Origin of the sequence: Sporosarcina sp. 179-K 3D1 HS (assembly GCF_047228905.1) — a bacterium.
Taxonomy (GTDB): domain Bacteria; phylum Bacillota; class Bacilli; order Bacillales_A; family Planococcaceae; genus Sporosarcina.
In genome coordinates this window covers 151,277-167,390 of the sequence record NZ_JBFEGI010000002.1, presented here as the reverse complement: position 1 = coordinate 167,390, position 16,114 = coordinate 151,277, and the positions used below count along the sequence as shown (strand labels likewise).

Below are 16,114 nucleotides of genomic sequence, written 5' to 3'. Positions count from 1 at the left end.
CCTTAGGGTAAAACAACGCGGTCCATATCTGTCAGGACCGCGTTATTCCATCATGAATGATTCGATTTTTCTAATTGGATCCACCATTTCCCATCATGCATGGTCATGCCGGCTCCGACCCATCCTGCTTCCAGAAGGACTTGCTGCTCCTCGATTTCCCCCATTTCAACCAATCGTTGCTCACAATATCCGTTCTTGGCTTGCGGATTGACTTCCCTCATCATAATGTAGCGTAATAATGTCCCGTATTTTTCCTTCAAGGCGACAATCTGAAACCCAAGAGAAAATTTGTCCTTCAAACTGGCGATATTAAAAGGTGCCACAGTCGTGCAAATATAGTGATAGCGGGTAGTATCGATTTCCACCAAGAGGATGTTGCCGAGAATGGATTGCAAACCATTGCCCCTAAAGTCCGGATCAACATTCGTAATCTCTGAATACAAGATACGATGCCAATCCTCTTTCGGCAGTCGGGCATCTTTCCCGAGATGTTCTTCGTCTTCAATGTCCGGCTCCAACATCGCACGGAAAGCAATTAGTTCATCACCCGAGAAAGCGCCGATCATCATGCCGTTGCCATTTAAGATGGAGCTATATTCCTCTGCGGATAGCGGTTGCAGAAATGAGTCTGTAGTCAACGCAGCTATGACCTTCTGTTGAAGCGTAAGAATTTCATCCAGGTGTTCTATCATTAAAGATCGCACCGTGACGGACCGCCCATCTTTTAATTGCAGCTTCTGCGTCATGCCGTCACCTTCCCGGAATACTTGCTCAAATCGGCCAACACCGCTTCATCGATAGCAATGCCTAGTCCCGGTTTGTCCGTTAACCGGATGAACGGCACGTCATACTGTAAGTTCCCGATATCTTTGCTGAATTTTAGAGGTCCTGTCAATTCGACACTCGTGATGATTTTCTTGGAGAAGGCGACATGGAAGCCGGCTGCCGAGCCTACCGATGATTCGACCATAGAACCGATTTGGCATTCAATGCCCGCCATTTCGGCCATATGCGCAAGTTTTACCGCAGGATAGATGCCCCCGCATTTCATCAATTTGATATTCACTTTATCGGATGCCCGTTTGGCAATAATTTCACGCATTTCCCTCATACCGCGAAGCCCTTCGTCGATCATGAGCGGAACCATCGATTTGGACTTCACTTCGACCATCCCGTCGATATCGTCGGCAACAACCGGTTGTTCCAGCCAGTCCAACGAACAGTGGATCAACTTTTGCAGGCCTGTCAATGTGGCTGCACTATTCTTCCACCCCTGATTGACATCGACACGGATGGCAATGTCTTCGCCGACACGTTCCCGCACCGCTTCAATCCGCTTGACATCCTCCGCCACTTGCGTACCAACTTTCATTTTCAAGGATCGGTATCCTTCCGCCACCCGGTCCGCTGCTTCTTGCGCCATTTTTTCCGGGGTCCCGATGCTGAGGACATGGGTGATCGGAAATTCCTTATGATACCTTCCGCCAAGCAGGTCATAGACAGGGACACCCAACGCATTGCCTACCGCATCATAACACGCAATATCCAACGCGGCTTTAGCGGCAGGCACTCCATAAATCGCCTGATCCATCACTTCATGGATCTTCTCCATGTTCCGAGGATTTACTCCAATTAAACGGGGTGCAAGCGTCTGTTTTAATACTTCAAATGTACTTTCCCAACTTTCCCCCGTCACATGCTCATCGGCTACTGCTTCCCCATAGCCGATGTGGCCGGTATCAGTTGTGATTTTTACGATAATGGACGGCATCGTATCATACGTAGCATAGCTAATAATGAATGGTTCATATAAAGGCAAATGAATCGCATATATATCGATTTCCGAAATTTTCATAAATTTCTCATCCTCTCTTGGCAAATGATATGATTCATTGTATCATTGTCGTTAATTAGCCGCTAATAATTTTTAAAGGGGAGCCTGCGCGTGAAAATTAAAATTGCAATTATCGGATCAGAGGACTTTTGTCATCGGACCGAACAGGTTATGGCCAATCATCATGATGTCGAGCTCGTTTTTTATCGCTATACAGATCCCCAGGAGGCAGCAGCGTTGATTGCTTCCATAACACCTTGTGATGCCATTCTGTTCTCGGGATCGCTCCCCTATACGTACGCGAAAGAGGCGATCCAAACCCTCACCGTTCCGATCAGTTACTTGGAGCAGGATGAAACAGCTATTGCGATTACATTGCTCCATCTGGCGTCCCACCATCAAATCGAGCTGCATCGACTATCCATCGATGTCCGCGATGTCAGCCTTTTGAATCACGTTCTCCATGACATTCACCGATTCGACGAACCGCCTTTCATCCATGTATTGCAACAGGGCCATTCTATTGAGGAAATAACCGCATATCATAGCGAATTGGCCATGGAAGGTAAAACAGATATGGCCGTGACGAGCGTGCATGCCGTCTATGAACGGCTGCAAGCGCTGCAGATTCCTTCCATGAAAATGATCGACCCAGAAAGCTCGATCACTCAATGTATCGAACATATGAAACAGGCTGCCCTCTTGCAGAAAAGTGATGCGGCTCAAACAGCAGTCGGGGTAATTAAAGGATATGGACCGGATACAGACCTCCTCCCATTTGTCGAAAGAGTTGCAGGACATTTACAAGCCCATTGGACAAAGAAAGAGGAAGAATACTTGCTTTTTACGACAATGGGACAGATCGGATTTTCATTGAAAAGCGCAACATTCCTATCCACGTTAAAATCTGCGGCGGGAACAGCTAGCATTTCCTTCGGCAGCGGTGAATCGATCGTCGAAGCGACTGAAAATGCCTATTTCGCACTTGATTTCAACCGAAAGAAGGAAGGTTTCTCTTTTTATCTATTGGATGGAGCCAAAAAACTGCATGGTCCCTACCCCAACTCTTCCGATACGGTCCGGATGAAAATCAATGAACCTGCACTCTTGGAAATGGCGAATAAGACGAAGTTAAGTTCCATGACCATCTCGAAGCTGATGGTCTTCAGCCAATCCCGTCAATCGAAGCAATTCACGGCGAATGATCTCGCTTCCCATCTGCAGGTGACACGCAGAACTGCCGAGCGCACACTCAAACGATTGATGGAACTTAGCTACGTGAAGATTGTCGGCGAGGAGATGACTTATCGGCAAGGTAGACCTCGCGCTTTATATGAATTCAACTTTTCAACATTTACATGAAAAAGGAAAGCCTGTCCGAAGATGCAGGCTTTCCTTCTTTAATTCTCCTGTAATTCCAGATCCTTCTCATTTTCATATGCCAACTTCTCATCTTCTGTCATTTTAACGATAGAGAAGCCGGTCATGGCATAGAGAATAGAAATGATTGGGACAATAAAGTTCAGGATAGCGTATGGACCAAATTGGACCACACTGACGCCGAGTGTCCCCAGAATGAATACTCCACACGTATTCCAAGGGATGAAAACGGATGTCAACGTTCCGCCATCTTCGAGAGCACGGGATAGGTTTTTAGAATTCAACCCCTTCTCTTTATACGCCTTACTGAACATCCGCGCAGGCACAACGATCGATATATATTGCTCGGAACAAGACGCGTTCGTCAACACACACGCCCCGATTGTAGAAGCAATCAAGGACGACGTCGATTTCACGACTTTCAACAACTGATCCATCAATGCTTTCAACATTCCTGAAAACTCAAGAATTCCGCCAAACGTCATAGCAACAATCGTCATTGATACGGTATACATCATGGAATCCAGCCCGCCTCCATTAAACAGGGCGTCGACCATTTCATTTCCCGTCTCAATCGAATATCCGCTTTGCAGCGCTTCAATCGCTCCGGCAACCGAGCCTCCTTGGACAAAAATCTGTGAGAGGAAACCTAAGATAATCCCGACAATCAATGCAGGTATCGCCGGAATTTTCAGTGCCACCATGACTATGACAGCGAGAGGAACGAGTAAAAGGAAAGGAGTGATCAGGAAACTGTCCTGCAAGACAGCCGCCGTTTGGGCGATCTGATCCAAGCTCGTCTCCCCGTTTGCAAAACGCTTACCTAGAAATGCGTACACACCGAGCGCAATGAGCAACCCGGGAATTGTTGTAAATAACATATGCTTAATATGTTCGAATAAATCCGTGCCTGTCAAACCGGAGGCCAGATTCGTCGTATCTGAGAGCGGTGACATTTTATCTCCAAAATACGCCCCTGAAATGATGGCACCTGCCACCATCCCCGCTGGGATTCCCATGCTTAACCCAATCCCCATACCGGCCACGCCAATTGTCCCCATTGTCGACCATGAACTGCCGATGGCCAATGAAACGATAGCGCAAATAATTGCAATCGCAACAAGGAACCAGGATGGCGTGATGATTTGAAGTCCATAGTAAATCATCGTCGCTACGATTCCGCCGCCCATCCAGGCACCGATTGTCAAGCCGACAAGCATGATGATGACAACCGCCGGAAGGGCAAGCCGGATCCCTTTATACATCATTTCTTCGATATCTTTCCAAGTAAACCCCGATCTCCATGTCACCAATGCTGCGGCGGTTGTCCCTAAAATGAGCGGCATATGCGGCCCTTGTCCCAATCCGACCACTGTTATTAGCATGACTAGAATCATGATGACTAACGGGAGAAGTGCCATCCAAAATCCTATTTCCTTCTTCTGTCTCTCCATTAAGATGCAATCCCCCCTACTAAATTTCTAAAGTTTTGAGAAATGTCGCTAAATAGTCGTTATACTGCATAATAGGGTTTGCCGAAAACAAAGTCAATATAATTTTCGAAAAACTGAAAGCGCTCTCTAGTGACAAACAAGTGCCCTCAATACAGAAAAACGCGCCATGCTGACATAGCGCGCTTGAAAGTATGTTTTGTATTTATTAAAAAGGAAAAAAGATTGGAACAGCCACCATCATGACGATGAACATGATAATTTGCAGAGGGATTCCAACTTTGACAAAATCCATGAATTTATAACCGCCTGCCGTCATGACCAACGCATTCGTTGGAGATGCGACTGGGGTAGCAAATGCCATGCTGGATGCCACAGCTACAGCAATGAGAAACGTATAAGGGCTCACGCCGATGCTAAGCGCAGCATTCAATGCAATTGGGGCGAACAAGACCGCTGTTGCAGTATTGCTGATGAATTGCCCGAACACCATCGTGATGAAATAAACACCTGCCAAGACACCGATCGGTCCCCAGCCACCCAGCACTTGAATGATGCCTTCCGATAACATCACCATGCCTCCCGTTTTCTCTAATGCAGTCGCCATCGGAAGCATTGCCGCAATCAGGACGATGCTTTCCCAGTTGATCTGCCCGTATGCGTCCTCCATATTCCGCAAGCATCCGGTCAAAATCATGGCCACCGCTCCAATCAACACTGTAATGACAGCCGGAAACACTTCAAGGACCATCATAATAACCATCACTAGCAAGATAACCCCCGCTACGGCTGCTTTACCGCTGGCTGCCGCCATACCAGCATGTTCTTTCGGTTGTCCGACGACTACGACATCGTCCGTCTCCCTCGCCAATAATTCGATAGAATCCCAGGAACCCTGTACTAAGAGCGCATCCCCGAATTTCAGTTTTTGTTTGGACATTTCTTGGAGCATGTACTCTCCCCTACGATTGATACCGAGAATGTTCAAATTATACTTCTCCCGAAAGCCGATACTTCGCACAGTCTCATTGATGAGACTCGAACGCGGGGTAAGGAGAACTTCCGCAATACCGAGTTGTTTCGATATTAATTCTTCCGCATTGGAATCCCCTTCTTTAATTTGCAATCCGAAATCCGCTGCGAATTGTTCCACCTTGTCCCGTGCTCCTTGAATATAGAGAATATCTTTTGGCTGAAGGACGCTTGAAGGCCCGGCCATTTCCTGATACGTAATCGGCAATAAATTCATCCCTTCGGTCGAGCGACGATGAATCTTTAAAATACATAATTGATACGCGGCTGGTATCTTTAATTGCGCCAAACGCTTTCCGACAATTTCCGAATCCGACGGAATACTAACCTGGATCAACTGCCCCCTTAATTTATAATCAATGGCGAGTTGCTTCAAGGATAGCCGTTGACCATTTTTCGAACGGATTTGTTTTTTGTCATGAGGAAGCAATGTGTTTCGTATCATATATAAGTATAAAATCCCTACAACCACCCCGATGATACCAATAGGAGTGATTTCAAAGAATCCAAGCTTTGCATAACCATTGTCAACTAGCATTTGACTGACGATTAAGTTGGGAGGCGAAGCAATCAGCGTCAACAATCCGGAAAAGCTGGCCATGTAAGATAAAGGCAGTAGATATTTGGACGGACTGTTATTGATGCTGATCGCAATGCTGACAACAATCGGTAGCATGAGAGCGACCGTTCCAGTATTGCTCATGAAGGCACCAACCGATGCGACGATTAGTAATAGTAGAATAAATAATCGTTTTTCACTCTCTCCCGAGTAGCGGAGCAACAGGTTGCCCGCCATTTGGGCAAGCCCAGTCCGTAAAATGCCAGCTCCAACAATGAAGAGACCGGCAATCATGATCACAACCGAATTCGAAAAGCCCGCAAGCGCCTCCGCCGGCTCCAAAATGCCAGTAATAACGAATGCCAGTAATGCCAGTACGGCCACAAGATCTGCCCGAAGCAGATTGCTCATGAAAAAGAAAATGGTGATTCCCAAAATGATAAAAGATAACGTAAGTTGCAATCGGCACAAAGTCCTTTCTATAATGACTCCTTATGATAAGTCCGGTAGCCCATGATTGTTTGAAAGTTACATGAAAACAGATTACCAAATGTGGTAAACTTATACAAGGAGGAAAGGCAAGTTGCGGCGGGCGATGAGCGCATGTCTGGAAATATTTAATTAAGAGCGATTCAAGAAACTTATGAGCGGGGCACGACTGTTAAGCGATTGGATTTCTAAATTTCCTAACCATGACATTTCCCTTTCCATAACTATTAAAATCAATTTCATTTTAGTTGAATTCTTTGTTGATAATAATTATAATTTAGGTATTAGCAGTTAGGAAGTGGCTCCTTCCTTTAATCACTTGAGCCTAACATCAAAATTCTAAGGGGGCTTTTATTTATGACAAACAATGAGAATGATTCTCAAAAAAAGCTGACGACTGCTGCTGGAGCACCGGTTGTTGATAATCAGAACTCGATGACGGCGGGACCGCGGGGACCTGTATTATTGCAAGATGTATGGTTGATTGAGAAATTGGCTCATTTTGATCGCGAAGTGATTCCGGAGCGTCGTATGCACGCCAAAGGATCAGGCGCGTATGGGACATTTACCGTTACGAACGATATTACGAAATATACGAAAGCGAAAATATTCTCCGAAGTCGGGAAGAAAACGGATATGTTCGCACGCTTCTCGACGGTAGCGGGCGAACGCGGCGCGGCCGATGCGGAACGCGATATCCGCGGGTTTGCGTTGAAGTTTTACACGGAAGAAGGTAACTGGGATCTGGTTGGCAATAATACGCCCGTCTTCTTCTTCCGGGATCCGATGCAATTCCCGGACTTGAATCATGCAGTCAAACGGGATCCACGCACGAATATGAGAAGCGCTACAAATAACTGGGATTTCTGGACTTCCCTTCCGGAAGCGCTCCATCAAATCACCATCGTCATGAGCGAGCGCGGCATCCCAAAAACATATCGTCATATGCACGGGTTCGGAAGCCATACGTTCAGCATGATCAATGACAAAAATGAACGTCATTGGGTGAAATTCCACTTCCGTTCCCAGCAAGGCATTGAAAATTTGACGGACGCTGAAGCGGCGGCTTTGATTGCCAATGACCGCGAGACGCATCAACGTGATTTGCTGAACAGCATCGATAATGGCGACTTCCCGAAATGGAAGATGTATATCCAAGTGATGACGGAAGAACAGGCATTGAATATGCCATATAACCCGTTCGACTTGACGAAAGTTTGGTATAAAGGGGATTTCCCTCTTATTGAAGTCGGTGAATTTGAATTGAACCGGAACCCGGACAACTATTTCGCGGAAGTCGAGCAAGCGGCGTTCACTCCGGCTGCCATCGTTCCGGGAATCGGCTTCTCACCGGATAAAATGCTGCAAGCACGATTGTTCTCCTATGGCGATGCGCAACGGTACCGTCTAGGTGTCAACCACCATCAAATACCGGTTAACGCGCCGAAATGCCCATTCCATAGTTTCCACCGCGATGGCCAGATGCGGGTGGATGGTAACTACGGCAGCCGGACTTCCTATGAGCCGAATAGCTATGGCGAATGGCAAGAGCAACCGAACTTCAAAGAGCCGCCTTTAAAAGTATATGGAGATGCCGCCCATTGGGATTTCCGTGAAGATGATGACGACTACTTTACACAACCTGGAAAGCTGTTTAACTTGATGAATGAGGATCAGAAAGAGGCGTTGTTTGGAAATACGGCCCGCAACTTGGGTGACGCCCCTGTGGAAATCAAAATCCGCCACATTAAGCATTGTTTCCTTGCCGCCCCGGCATACGGGGAAGGTGTAGCAAAAGCGTTGGGCATTCCGATGAGCGATGTCGCGGTGGATCCAGTCGAAATAAAATAATGCTCTGAAGCCGTGCACCAGTTGCACGGCTTTTTCTTTGCTTCGTGTTTAACGTCAGATTCCGGCGTCCTGTATTTTGTTCGTGGTCCTGTATAAACCGACGTTCCTTTCCATATGCTGAGGAAAATACGATGGGAGCGGATTACAGCTTGCTTTTCACACGTGACCATATGCGGAAGGCCGCCCTTCTATTAATAGCATTAGCGATTTTTGACTGTCTAAGCACCGACATCGGCATACGTCATGCTCACATTGAAGAAGCCAACCCTCTCATGCGTTTCCTCTACGACCATCATATCGCTTATTTCTATGGCATCAAAATCGGCCTCCCCCTAATCCTCTTGCTGCTTTTGAAATCTATCGAACCGAAGCGATTATTGGCTTTTTTCCTTGGTTCCGCACTGTTTCTCTATTTGATGGTTTTCGGCCTTCATGTCTTTTGGATTGCTCACCTATAGAAAAAGACCAGGTCCCTTGTACTGAACTACAAAGGTGGGACTTGGTCTTTTTCTATAGGTTTTCCATCGTTTGGATCAGCCCATCCGAAGATTGCGCCAATGTATCGATAACTTCATTTAATTCATTCAAGATTTGCGAGATGGTTTGGATCTCATCGTTTGATTGCTCGCTTTGCTGCTGGATGCCAGATACCGCATCGACAATTTCCCGGAATGATTCGGAAATCTGTTCCGTATTCTCCGCACTGTTTTGAATTAATTGGTGCATTTCGGTAACAGATTCTGTCATTTCCACTATCTTTTCATCTGTCTGCTGAATTAGACCCGTCACGCCTCCAATGGCTTCTTTCGTTTCTTCGGATAATTTGCGGACTTCGGAAGCAACGACTGCAAACCCCGCCCCCTGCTCCCCTGCCCGTGCCGCTTCGATGGCGGCGTTCAACGCGAGCAAATTTGTTTGGTTGGCAATGGTCGTCACCAATTTGACGATTTCCCGGATTTGGCTTGAAGAGGTCTGCAGCTCTGCCATTTTTCTCACTAATTGAGTGATGCTCGCTTGGACAGAATCCATCTGTATCGTTTGTTCGGCAATCAATTGATTGCCATGCTTGGATTTTTGCTCGGTATCTGATACAAACGTTACATTTTTGGATGTGAAATGTTTGATAGTTTCCGCTTGGATGGCCAATTGCTCTACAGAAGCGCTCGTCTCTTCACTTACAGAGGCAAGACCTTGAGCTGTCTGGATCACTTCTTGCTTGACCCCCATCTTGATATTCTGTTCTTGTTGCCGGATGTTGGCCAGTTCGTCTTCGTACGCCTCCAGTACTAACTGCTGTTCAAAGTTCAAGATTTTATTGAACGCTACTAACAGCTTATGCTTTTGCCCTGGTGGGATCGACAATGTTTTAATATACTCCGAAAACTCGTAAAAGAGCGGTTCAAATGAACCCATATACCACTTCGGCTCCAGTCCGATATGAACATGGACGCGTGCGATCGTTTTGCGTTGGTGTAAGTAGGCTGCATCGATGCGCCCCTCAAACATTTCAAGCAAATGTGTATGGAGCGTGCCTTTCAGCCGATCCACATTACTGTTCTTCTTAATGATTTCCATCAGAGTTGGTTCGACTTCCAACGCCTTATAGAATGCATTGACCGCGGTCGCAACCATTGGTTCGATATGGGGTTTCAATCCTTTCAGCAACCCCAAGTCCTTCGTCGTGAGATGGATTAGCGTAAGTTGCTTTTGGACTGTCGGAAAGTCCGCAACGTCTATCACACCGGCTACTGTTTGTGACAGGCCAGTAATTGCTACCAGTTCATTGGATGAATTCGCCCTCCGAAAATAACGCACCATAGTTTTCATCCTTCCTTTTCCATGCTAATTGGAAATTTACCAAGTCTATCGCCCTATGTGTACCTTGAACCATTTTAATTGATATGGGATTTTTTTCAATAGTCTTTTTTATCCACTACATTACTAAAAGTGTCTTAAAACAAAAGTGTCTTAATTCTCTTGTATTGCTAGATTTCTGATTTAATCCGTTTTTTAGCATTTTCTTATTTTATTAATTATGATAGAGTTAAAGAGTTTTAGGACTAGAATTTGTGGAGTTGAACCGCTTTGGAATTATTATTGATCATTTTACCTGTCTTTCTGATTTTCGCTGCAGGATATGTAGGGCAGAAGCTCATAGGTTTTGATATCAAAACCATTTCCACTATGGCACTGTACCTGATGTCCCCTTTTTTAGCATTCCGGACATTTTATGCGAATGAAATTACAATGGATTATTTCTACATTATTCTCTTCTGCTTTTTTCAAATGGGAGCCCTCTTCCTCACCGTCTGGATCACATCGCGCATGATGAAATCGACACGGCCACAGTTCGCTGCAATGATTCTCGGGGCGGTATTCATGAACAGCGGAAATTATGGAGCTCCGGTCGTCCTGTTTGCCCTTGGAGCGGTCGGTTTCGATTATGCAGTTATTATGATGGTGTTCCAGACGGTTTTGATGAACTCATTCGGCATCTTTTTCGCCTCTTTAGGTGGTTCCGAAAAAGCGACTATCCAGGATTCGTTTCAACGAGTCATCCGCATGCCTGTGCTTTACGCTGCGATCGTTGGCGTAATCATGCAGCTGCTCCACATCCAAATCCCATCTTCTTTAATGGAAGGCATTCATCTCATTGCAGACGCCTCCATCCCGACTGTCATGCTCGTCCTTGGGATGCAGCTGGCGGTCATCACGCGAAAGCGGGTCGTCTATAAGTTCGTTTCCGCTACCGTGTTCATCCGTATGATCTTTTCCCCTTTGCTCGCGGCTGCCGTCCTTTATTTTCTGCCGGTCAGCGATTTGCTGAAAACCGTGCTCATTATTCAGTCTGCGATGCCTGCTTCAGCCAACACGACGATGTTTGCTTTGCAATTCGGGACGGAATCGGATTTGGTTTCCTTTTGCACACTTGTGACGACGTTGCTAAGCTTGGTCACAGTTCCCATCGTTTTACTATTGTTGGGTGTGCCTTGATTGAGGGGTGTAGATTTCAATTTAAAGAAGTGGGGTTATTACATTGAATAAAGTTCCTCCGTTCGTCTTGCTCGTATTTGCCACCATCTTGTGGGGCGGCAATTTTGTCATCGGTCGGGGTATTTCGAGCGAATTGCCGCCTTTCACCTTATCGTTCTTGCGATGGTGCACTGCATTCCTCTTGTTTCTTCCGATTGCATGGGTTCCCCTGAAACGGGACTGGCGGCAGATGAAAGAGCACTGGCCTACTGTAGTTTTCATGTCGATTACGGGGGTCGCAAGTTTCAATACGCTTATTTACGTGGCACTACACTATACAACGTCCATCAATGCGTCGCTGATGAACACGTCGACGCCGATCATCATATACATATTGTCTTTTTTCTTTTTAAAAGAAAAGTTGACGCGTAACCAACTGATCGGGACATTCATCTCGCTGCTCGGTGTCCTGTTCATCATATCCAAAGGCTCCTTTGAAAGCCTATTGCAGTTTTCGTTCAACCAGGGAGACTTGATCGTCATTATCGCGGTCATCTGCTGGGCGGTCTATTCACTGCTCGTGAAGCAATACTCGATGCGTCTTCCGGGGAGTCCGACCTTTCTGGTGAGCATCTTTCTCGGAATGATCATGCTGCTTCCTTTCTTCCTCTATGAAACGGCGAATCCGGACATCGTTATCACGTGGTCCTTGCATTCCATTGCAGCTATTTTATATACGGGTATTTTTGCTTCGATTGTCGCTTTCGTTTGCTGGAATACGGGAGTGATCCGGTTAGGGGCAAATAAAGCGGGCATCTATCTGAACTTCATTCCAGTGTTTGCTACTGTGTTTGCAGTGCTATTCATTGGAGAATCGCTGCAACTGTTCCAAGTGATCGGCGGCCTGTTTGTCATTTTGGGAGTATTCCTTACGACACGCGAACCCCAGCCTCGGACAAGTGATGGCTGACTTTTCTGCCATTTATCGTTATGATTAAGAGAGTGAAGATCAAAGGGGGAACTATCTAGATGACGATTTCATTTGAAGCGAAAGAGGAGTTTTTTACATTCCACGATCCGATGCAGGAAGGGAAATTGATTGACCGAAAAACGGAAGTCCGTTTCGATCCGTTGACAGGAGAAACATCCCGCATCATTTTTGATCCGGGCGCGCCTTTCTCGCCGCCTGATTATGAAGCGCTCGGGAAGGAAACGGAAGGGGCCAAATGTCCGTTTTGTCCGGAGAATGTAGAGTCCTTCACACCCCGGTTTCCGGAGGAACTGGTCAAAGGCGGAAGATTGATCAAGAATGAAGCAGTCGCTTTTCCGAATCTGTTTCCATATAGCAAGCATAATGCCGTCGTCCGGATGTGCGACCAGCATTACGTGAAATTGGACGAGTTCACCGTGCCAATTATTTCGGATGCTTTCTCTGCGGCTTTTGCCTATTTGGAAAAGGTAGCCGAGTCCGATGCCGACACGAAGTACGCGTCCATCAACTGGAACTACCTCCCTCCTTCTGGCGGCAGTATTCTACATCCGCATATCCATGTGCTCGCTTCCGAACATCCGACGAACTATCAGCGGATTATGGAGAGTGGCGATAACCGCTTGGCGGAATTGTTGGAAGAAGAACAGAAGCGGGATGAACGCTTTATCGGAAAAGTCGGATCGATCAGTTGGGTGCATGCCTATGCGCCAAAAAGCCACGTCGACTTCATCGGTGTTTTCGATGCAGCTTCCATCAAGGACTTGACTGAGGAAGCGTGGAAAGATCTCGCGGAGAGCGTCACACGATTCTTCAAATATTACGGTGAAGTGGGACTCGCCAGCTTCAACCTGGGGCTTTTCATTCCAATGACAGACGGCGGAAACGAGCGGGTCCATGTCCGGATGATTCCGCGGATGACGACGGGCATGCTGGAAACGAGCGATATGAATGTCTTCAACTATTTGCATCAGGAACCACTTTGCTTGAAAGTTCCTGAAGAAGTGACGAAAGACGTTAAGGCTTATTTCAACTAAAGAAGGGTAAGTGAAATAGCATACAATCACAATGTGATCGTATGCTATTTTTTTTATTTTTTTAGGCGGAAGTGGACAGGAACTTCCGGAACAGCAAGGAGGGAAACTCATGGAGACCACGGATTATTTAAAGAGATTTAAAGCCGCCCATTTAATGAAACCTTCGCTCGAAAACTTGACTGAATTACAATTTCTGCATATGCGGCATATTCCGTTTGAGAATTTGGACGTCATCCGAAAAGTGCCCATCTATCTGAATGTGAAAACCATCTATGAAAAACTCGTCACCGCAAGACGTGGCGGTTATTGTTATGAACTGAACGGCCTATTCCATTGGCTTTTGAATGAACTTGGCTACGAGGCACACCTGATTGCCGCCACAGTCTGCAGGCCGAACGGGCAATGGGCGAAAGCCGATACGCATGCGGCACTTATCGTTCAAATGGGACAGCCCTACTTGGTCGACGTCGGGTTCGGCGATTCCACAGTCCAGCCGATTCCCTTGGACGGCACGGAGCGGACGAACCCAAGCGGGACATTCTGGGTGGAATCACAAGAAGATGGATTTTTCGATTTGATGCGTAGAAGAAACGGAGCAAAGCGCACACTATACCGATTTAGCCTGGACAGCAAGGAACTAATTGATTTTCATGAAGGTTGTGTGTTTAACCAAGTGTCCAAGGAGTCTACGTTCACTCATGAAGATTTGGCTACTATTGCCACAGAGTCGGGACGGATCACACTTTCGGATCATGAATTGAAGGTGAAGGAGGACGGACAGGAAACCAATCGATCCCTGACGCCCGAGGAGAAAATCGAAGTGTTACGCGAGGTATTTGGGATTGTGTTGGATAAGGAGGGCTAAAGCAAGTCAAAAACGCCTTAAATTCTGCAAAGTGCGCAGAAATTAAGGCGTTTTGAATCCTTCATTAGCACCGGAATACTCGCTTTTTAAGTGGAGGGCTCTGTCATCATTTCCTAGTTTTACTTACGATGCCCTTCCCCATTAGCTCAAGTTAAACCAGACACTTTTCACTTCCGTGTAGTTATGAAGTGCATACGAACCCATCTCCCGGCCGAAACCAGATTCTTTGTAACCGCCGAATGGGGAAGCAGCGTCCAGCACGTTATAGCAGTTCACCCAAACGCTTCCGGCTTGCAGGCGGTTCGCCACGTAATGGGCGTTTCGAATATTTTCCGTCCATAGTCCCGCTGCCAAGCCGTAATTCGTGTTGTTCGCACGCTTGATCACTTCATCCAAATCCTCGAAAGGCAAAGCGGAGATCACCGGTCCGAAAATTTCTTCCTTCGCAATTGTCATCTCGTCGCGCACGTCGGCAAAAATGGTCGGCTCCACGAAATATCCTTTGTCCGTATGGTTTCCACCGGTCAGCAGCTCGGCTCCTTCCGATTTTCCTTTTTCGATGTATTCGACTACCCGCTCCTGCTGTCTTTTCGATACAAGCGGACCGATTGTCGTGTCTTGATTGATTCCTGGGCCTTGCTTCAGTTTCTCGGCATGGCTGACGAAATCCGCCACCACGTTGTCAAAGATTTTCTTTTGAATGAAGACGCGAGAACCTGCCGAACAAACTTGGCCTTGGTTGAACATGACGCCGGACAATGCACCTGGAATTGCCCGGGACAAGTCGGCATCCGGCAAAATGATATTTGGTGATTTTCCTCCAAGCTCCAATGTGACGCGTTTCATCGTATCTGCAGCGACCCGCATGATCGACTTTCCGACCGCTGTAGAACCGGTAAAGGCGACTTTGTTCACTTGCGGATGCTCGACAAGTGCCGCGCCGGCATCACCGCCGAAGCCAGGAACCACGTTGAGAACGCCGTCCGGGAAGCCCGCCTCCCGTGCAAGCCCCGCAAGATACAGCGCAGAAAGCGGCGTCTGTTCCGCCGGTTTCAACACAATGGTGCAACCCGTTGCCAAGGCGGCCCCCAATTTCCACGCCGCCATCAAGAGCGGGAAATTCCAAGGGATGATTTGCCCAACAACTCCAACCGGCTCATGTCGCGTATAGTTGAAGAACTGACCTGGAACAGGGATCGTTTGCCCGACGATTTTGGTCGACCATCCAGCAAAATAGCGGAAGTGCTCAATTGCGAGCGGGACATCGGCATTCGACGATTCCACAATCGGCTTCCCGTTATCGAGAGTTTCCAACTGGGCAAGCTCGTCCTTGTTTTCCTCCATCAAATCGGCCAGTTTGTAAATGAGCCGGCTTCGCTCCGCCGCACTCATTTTCGACCAAGGACCCTCATCAAACGCTTTCCGAGCCGCTTTCACCGCGATATCTATATCTTCTGCACCCGCCTCGCTCACTTTCGCAAGCACTTCACCTGTAGCAGGGTTCAGCGTTTCGAATGTTTTGCCAGTGACGGATTCTACGTCTTGTCCATTGATATGGAGTTTTTTCGTCCCTTTCAAAAACTCTCTGACCTTTGCATGCAATTCGATTGTTGTTTCCATGTAATTTCCTCCCTAAGTGTAGTATTTATTTTATC

The 16,114-nt window shown here is 47.0% G+C and carries 13 protein-coding genes; 7 read left to right on the top strand and 6 right to left on the bottom strand.

The annotated features are described in order from the left end of the window. Positions 1–50: 50 nt before the first annotated feature. Positions 51–746 (bottom strand): GNAT family N-acetyltransferase, encoded by a 696-nt coding sequence (locus tag AB1K83_RS03495; protein WP_413056766.1) that lies wholly within the window; start codon positions 744–746, stop codon positions 51–53. Beyond that, entirely contained in the window at positions 743–1,855 is a 1,113-nt protein-coding gene (locus tag AB1K83_RS03490; protein ID WP_413056765.1) for a mandelate racemase/muconate lactonizing enzyme family protein, read from the bottom strand. Before AB1K83_RS03490 ends, AB1K83_RS03495 begins: the two co-directional genes overlap by 4 nt. A 90-nt stretch (positions 1,856–1,945) precedes the next feature. Between AB1K83_RS03490 and AB1K83_RS03485 the strand changes: the two genes are divergently transcribed. Beyond that, positions 1,946–3,196, top strand: a complete 1,251-nt coding sequence (locus AB1K83_RS03485) for a hypothetical protein (protein ID WP_413056764.1) — start codon at positions 1,946–1,948, stop codon at positions 3,194–3,196. A gap of 38 nt (positions 3,197–3,234) precedes the next feature. Here the strand turns inward: AB1K83_RS03485 and nhaC are convergent, their stop codons facing one another. Both nhaC and AB1K83_RS03475 read right to left on the bottom strand, forming a co-directional pair. Beyond that, entirely contained in the window at positions 3,235–4,668 is a 1,434-nt protein-coding gene (gene nhaC, locus AB1K83_RS03480; protein WP_413056763.1) for a Na+/H+ antiporter NhaC, read from the bottom strand. A 205-nt stretch (positions 4,669–4,873) separates the two neighbouring features. Then, positions 4,874–6,667: an SLC13 family permease gene (locus AB1K83_RS03475; protein WP_413057073.1), complete on the bottom strand. Its 1,794-nt coding sequence runs from the start codon at positions 6,665–6,667 to the stop codon at positions 4,874–4,876. 435 nt (positions 6,668–7,102) lie between these two features. On the opposite strand from AB1K83_RS03475, the gene AB1K83_RS03470 reads away from it, so the two are divergent. Then, positions 7,103–8,596, top strand: coding sequence for a catalase (locus AB1K83_RS03470; protein ID WP_413056762.1), 1,494 nt, complete (start codon positions 7,103–7,105; stop codon positions 8,594–8,596). A 131-nt stretch (positions 8,597–8,727) separates the two neighbouring features. Further along, entirely contained in the window at positions 8,728–9,054 is a 327-nt protein-coding gene (locus AB1K83_RS03465; protein WP_413056761.1) for a DUF5658 family protein, read from the top strand. 52 nt (positions 9,055–9,106) lie between these two features. Here AB1K83_RS03465 and AB1K83_RS03460 read toward each other — a convergent pair whose 3' ends face one another. After that, entirely contained in the window at positions 9,107–10,414 is a 1,308-nt protein-coding gene (locus AB1K83_RS03460) for a globin-coupled sensor protein (protein ID WP_413056760.1), read from the bottom strand. 267 nt (positions 10,415–10,681) lie between these two features. Here AB1K83_RS03460 and AB1K83_RS03455 point away from each other — a divergent pair, with 267 nt between their 5' ends. The 4 genes from AB1K83_RS03455 (at position 10,682) to AB1K83_RS03440 (ending at position 14,459) form a co-directional block, all read left to right on the top strand. Continuing rightward, positions 10,682–11,590: an AEC family transporter gene (locus AB1K83_RS03455; RefSeq protein ID WP_413056759.1), complete on the top strand. Its 909-nt coding sequence runs from the start codon at positions 10,682–10,684 to the stop codon at positions 11,588–11,590. A 43-nt stretch (positions 11,591–11,633) separates the two neighbouring features. Continuing rightward, entirely contained in the window at positions 11,634–12,539 is a 906-nt protein-coding gene (locus AB1K83_RS03450; RefSeq protein ID WP_413056758.1) for a DMT family transporter, read from the top strand. Between the two features lie 59 nt (positions 12,540–12,598). After that, positions 12,599–13,594, top strand: a complete 996-nt coding sequence (locus AB1K83_RS03445) for a hypothetical protein (protein ID WP_413056757.1) — start codon at positions 12,599–12,601, stop codon at positions 13,592–13,594. Between the two features lie 109 nt (positions 13,595–13,703). Beyond that, the gene (locus AB1K83_RS03440; protein ID WP_413056756.1) at positions 13,704–14,459 is read left to right on the top strand and encodes an arylamine N-acetyltransferase family protein; all 756 of its coding nucleotides are present in this window, start codon (positions 13,704–13,706) and stop codon (positions 14,457–14,459) included. A 141-nt stretch (positions 14,460–14,600) separates the two neighbouring features. On the opposite strand, the gene AB1K83_RS03435 is transcribed toward AB1K83_RS03440, so the two are convergent. Further along, entirely contained in the window at positions 14,601–16,079 is a 1,479-nt protein-coding gene (locus tag AB1K83_RS03435; protein WP_413056755.1) for an aldehyde dehydrogenase family protein, read from the bottom strand. Positions 16,080–16,114: the final 35 nt, after the last annotated feature.

What these genes read in the sequence shown, in the direction of transcription:
- AB1K83_RS03495 (WP_413056766.1), bottom strand. Translation starts at nt 746, where the DNA reads ATGACGCAGAAGCTGCAATTAAAAGATGGGCGGTCCGTCACGGTGCGA.
- AB1K83_RS03490 (WP_413056765.1), bottom strand. Translation starts at nt 1,855, where the DNA reads ATGAAAATTTCGGAAATCGATATATATGCGATTCATTTGCCTTTATAT.
- nhaC (WP_413056763.1), bottom strand. Translation starts at nt 4,668, where the DNA reads ATGGAGAGACAGAAGAAGGAAATAGGATTTTGGATGGCACTTCTCCCG.
- AB1K83_RS03475 (WP_413057073.1), bottom strand. Translation starts at nt 6,667, where the DNA reads ATGAGCAATCTGCTTCGGGCAGATCTTGTGGCCGTACTGGCATTACTG.
- AB1K83_RS03470 (WP_413056762.1), top strand. Translation starts at nt 7,103, where the DNA reads ATGACAAACAATGAGAATGATTCTCAAAAAAAGCTGACGACTGCTGCT.
- AB1K83_RS03465 (WP_413056761.1), top strand. Translation starts at nt 8,728, where the DNA reads ATGGGAGCGGATTACAGCTTGCTTTTCACACGTGACCATATGCGGAAG.
- AB1K83_RS03460 (WP_413056760.1), bottom strand. Translation starts at nt 10,414, where the DNA reads ATGGTGCGTTATTTTCGGAGGGCGAATTCATCCAATGAACTGGTAGCA.
- AB1K83_RS03445 (WP_413056757.1), top strand. Translation starts at nt 12,599, where the DNA reads ATGACGATTTCATTTGAAGCGAAAGAGGAGTTTTTTACATTCCACGAT.
- AB1K83_RS03440 (WP_413056756.1), top strand. Translation starts at nt 13,704, where the DNA reads ATGGAGACCACGGATTATTTAAAGAGATTTAAAGCCGCCCATTTAATG.
- AB1K83_RS03435 (WP_413056755.1), bottom strand. Translation starts at nt 16,079, where the DNA reads ATGGAAACAACAATCGAATTGCATGCAAAGGTCAGAGAGTTTTTGAAA.